General features: G+C 62.4%; 4 protein-coding genes. 2 read left to right on the forward strand and 2 right to left on the reverse strand.

From position 1 onward, the window contains the following. Nucleotides 1-81: 81 nt before the first annotated feature. Together uraH and ACW9HX_RS28910 are read right to left on the reverse strand one after the other, a co-directional pair. A complete protein-coding gene (gene uraH / locus ACW9HX_RS28905; protein ID WP_457383190.1) occupies nt 82-492 on the reverse strand; it encodes a hydroxyisourate hydrolase in 411 nt (136 codons plus the stop codon). A 16-nt stretch (nt 493-508) separates the two neighbouring features. Next, nucleotides 509-991, reverse strand: coding sequence for a GlcG/HbpS family heme-binding protein (locus ACW9HX_RS28910; RefSeq protein ID WP_457383191.1), 483 nt, complete (start codon nt 989-991; stop codon nt 509-511). Between the two features lie 136 nt (nt 992-1,127). On the opposite strand from ACW9HX_RS28910, the gene ACW9HX_RS28915 reads away from it, so the two are divergent. Together ACW9HX_RS28915 and ACW9HX_RS28920 are read left to right on the forward strand one after the other, a co-directional pair. After that, nucleotides 1,128-1,808 carry a heavy metal response regulator transcription factor gene (locus ACW9HX_RS28915; RefSeq protein WP_457383192.1) on the forward strand — a complete coding sequence of 227 codons (681 nt, stop codon included), beginning with the start codon at nt 1,128-1,130 and terminating at the stop codon, nt 1,806-1,808. After that, nucleotides 1,798-3,183 carry a heavy metal sensor histidine kinase gene (locus ACW9HX_RS28920; protein ID WP_457383193.1) on the forward strand — a complete coding sequence of 462 codons (1,386 nt, stop codon included), beginning with the start codon at nt 1,798-1,800 and terminating at the stop codon, nt 3,181-3,183. Before ACW9HX_RS28915 ends, ACW9HX_RS28920 begins: the two co-directional genes overlap by 11 nt. Nucleotides 3,184-3,239 lie beyond the last annotated feature (56 nt).

The raw sequence follows: 3,239 nt of genomic DNA on the forward strand, positions 1-3,239 counted from the left end.
GCTGTGTATCAGCTGATACATCATGAACTGACACACCGCCTTCGCGAGCAAGCCCGCTCCCACATTGGATCGATGTTGTTTTTACGATCCGCGATAAGTGGAGAAACCGTACGGGCTGAGCAGAAGCGGAATGTGATAGTGCTGATCCGTCTGCTTCACTTGAAAAATCACCGGAATCTCCGGAAAGAACGTCTCGTGCTTCGCCTTCTCGAAGTACTCGCCGGTCTTGAAAACCACCCGATATTCACCCGCTTCAAACGGTTTGTTCGCCGGGAACAGCTCGGCGATTCGCCCCTGTTCATTGGTGGTGCCCTGCGCCAGCGGCTGCCAGTTCTGGCCTACATGACGCTCCAGCGTCACGTTGATGCCCGGCGAAGGCAGGCCGTTTTCCAGATTGAGTACGTGCACGCTCAGCGGGTTGCCGGCGGCCAGGGCCAGGCTCGAAAAAACGCTCAGGCCGAGTGCGGCAAATGTCATACGCATTGGGGTCATGGTGATGCTCCTGGGGTCAAGAACGGTTGATGGACAGGCCGACGATTTCGGCAGCCTTGATCGCGCAGGTTTCGTCCTGCTCGCCACCGCCGGAACCGGCCACACCCATGGCGCCGACCAGTTCCTTGCCGGCGAACAGCGGGATGCCGCCGCCGAGCAACAGCAATTCATCGAGGGTATTGAGGTTGGCGGTTTCCGGATTGCTGCGGGCGCGCTCGGCAAACAATCGGGTCGGGGTTTTCGTCGATAGCGCGGTGTAGGCCTTGCGCTGACTGGCAGCCGTGTTGTGCGGGCCGATACCGTCGCCGCGCAAGGTCACCAACAGGTTGCCGCCACGGTCGAGCACCGACACCGTACCCGTGCAGTTTTCCAGCGCCGCATCGGCCAGCCGCCGTGCGGTTTTCAGATCGAGATCGACGTGACGCGGCAGTTCAGGTGCGGCGAGCGCCGCGCCGCTGAGGCCGATCGCGAGGCTGGCAAGCAGGTATTTGACGGTCATGGGCAGGCTCCAAAAGCGAAGGCCGCCACCTTATCCGCCGGACTCCGTCGGAACCTCGTCAGTCGGATTACAAGTTTGTAATGGGCAACGCCGCCGAAGGCGCCTAGCCTGTGTCTCTGAATAATTGAGGTGTGCCATGCGTTTGCTGGTCGTAGAAGATGAAGCCAAAACCGCGAATTTCCTCGCCAAGGGGCTGGGAGAATCGGGTTTCGCGGTGGACGTGGCGCTCAATGGCCTGGATGGGCGTTACTTCATCGAGCAGCAGGAATATGACCTGATCATCCTCGACGTGATGCTGCCAGGCCTCAACGGCTGGCAATTGCTGCAGCTGATCCGCCAGCGCGGCGCCACGCCGGTGCTGTTCCTGACAGCGAAGGATGCCATCGAAGACCGCGTGCGCGGCCTCGAACTGGGGGCCGATGACTATCTGCTCAAGCCGTTCGCCTTCGCCGAATTGCTCGCGCGGGTGCGCACATTGTTGCGGCGCGGGCCGATGCGCGAAGCCGAGTCGTACAACATCGCCGATCTGGAAATCGACGTGCTGCGCCGCCGCGTCAGCCGTGGCGGCCAGCGCATTGCCCTGACCAACAAGGAGTTCGCCCTGCTGCACTTGCTCGCCAGCCGTCAGGGCGAAGTGCTGTCGCGCACGCTGATTGCTTCGCAAGTGTGGAACCTGAATTTCGACAGCGACACCAACATGGTCGAAGTCGCGGTGCGACGCCTACGGTCGAAAGTCGATGATCCGTACATGCCCAAACTGATCCACACTGTGCGCGGCGTTGGTTATCAGCTGGAAGCCCCCGACGATGCGTTCTAGGTCGATCGCCTGGCGCCTGGCCCTGGCGTTCGCCGCCGTCTGTGCGCTGGTACTCGGCGCGATTGGCGTGTTCCTGCATCGCTCGCTGGCCTCTGAACTCGCCTGGCGCGATGACATGGCTTTGCTCGGCCGTCTGGAACAGGTACGCGCATTGCTCGCCGACAGCGACAGCCTCGACGCCTTGCAGGCGCGGCCTAGGCTGTACCAGAACATGCTTGGCAATCTAGACAGTCTGCTGCTGGTGCAACGCGCGGACGGCTCGAAGGTGATCACGATCAACCCTCGCCAACGCGCACTGCCGCCCGTGCAGGCCATCCCCCGGGATCAACCTCCGCAACGCAGTGATGTGCTGACCTGGCAGGCGCCGGACGGTGCTGAGCTGGCCCTGGTGTCAGGTCAGGCCCAAGGGCCAAACGGCGAGTCGCTGACCGTGATCGCCGGCAAGGTGTTGAGCGAGCGCGAGCAGATGCTCGGCAGCTATCGCCTGCGCTTGTATCTGGCCGTCGGCCTCGGTGCCGTGCTTGCCTTCACGCTGGGTCTGGTGCTGTTGCGCCGTGGTTTGCTTCCTCTGCGCAAACTGAGTGAAGCGCTGCGCGGCGTTGACCTGCGCAGCCTCGACCAACGCGTTCCCACCGCCGGCACGCCAGCGGAATTGCTGGAGCCGGTGCACGCGCTGAACGGGATGCTCGTGCGCCTGGACGACGGTTTCCAGCGCCTCTCACAGTTCTCCGCCGACCTCGCCCACGAAATCCGCACGCCGCTGCACACCCTGCTCGCGAGCAACGGCCAGGCACTAAATCACCCACGCAGCAGCGCGGAGTATCAGGAAGTGCTGGCGTCAAACATGGAAGAGTTCGAACGGCTCAAGCGCATGGCCGAAAACCTGATGTTTCTCGCTCGCGCAGAACAGGCGGAGCGGGCGCTCGATCTGCGACCACTGGAGTTGCGCGACATCGGCGACGAGTTGTGCGATTACTTCGAAGCCCTGGCCGACGACCGCGGAATCCGCCTCGAAAACACGTTCAGCGGAGAATTGCTGGCGGATCAGCAACTGCTGCAACGCGCCTTGGGCAACCTGTTGGCCAACGCCGTACGGCATGCCGATGCCGGTTCGGTCATCAGCCTGTGCCGGCGCGATGAACCAGGCATGTGCTGGCTGCAAGTGCAAAACCTCGGCCCGGTCATCGCAGAAGAGCATCTGGGCAAACTGTTCGACCGCTTCTACCGCGTCGACCCGTCCCGCGCGGAGCCGGGAGACTCCGGCGGATTGGGGCTGGCGATCGTGCAGTCGATCATGCAATTGCATGGTGGGCGGGTGCGGGTCAGCAGCGATGCAACGGGTACGGTTTTTGAGCTTGGATTTGCAGCGATCTGAATGGCCTCTTCGCGGGCAAGCCCGCTCCCACAGTAATCGAGGTGTGACACAGATTT

Source organism: Pseudomonas sp. SDO52101_S400, assembly GCF_054071635.1.